This window comes from Novosphingobium malaysiense (assembly GCF_000802225.1).
Taxonomy (GTDB): domain Bacteria; phylum Pseudomonadota; class Alphaproteobacteria; order Sphingomonadales; family Sphingomonadaceae; genus Novosphingobium; species Novosphingobium malaysiense.
Window position 1 is genome coordinate 1 of record NZ_JTDI01000076.1, and the last position, 284, is coordinate 284.

General features: G+C 41.9%; 2 protein-coding genes. Both read right to left on the reverse strand.

The window, feature by feature from the left end; translation table 11 throughout:
- On the reverse strand, positions 1–191 hold a 191-nt coding region (gene rplV / locus LK12_RS23545; RefSeq protein WP_456237691.1), incomplete at its 3' end, for a 50S ribosomal protein L22.
- An 8-nt stretch (positions 192–199) separates the two neighbouring features.
- Positions 200–284, reverse strand: an 85-nt coding sequence (locus LK12_RS24465) for a ribosomal protein S19 family protein (protein WP_197063659.1), incomplete at its 5' end; no start/stop codon positions are given.

Sequence of the window (284 nt, forward strand, 5' to 3'; positions counted from 1 at the left end):
CTGTTATTGTGTTCAGCGTTTGCAATCGCAGATTCCAATGCTTTTTTTACTAAAACAGCAGCTTTTTTATTGCTGAAGTTTAAGATATTTAAAGCATGCGCAACAGATTTGCCGCGAATAAGATCTGCAACCAAACGTGCTTTCTGTGCCGAGATAGCGGCACCGCGTAATTTAGCAGTTACTTCCATCATGACACCTATTAACGTTTAGATTTCTTGTCAACACCGTGACCACGATAGGTACGAGTTGGCGCGAATTCACCGAGTTTATGACCAACCATATGC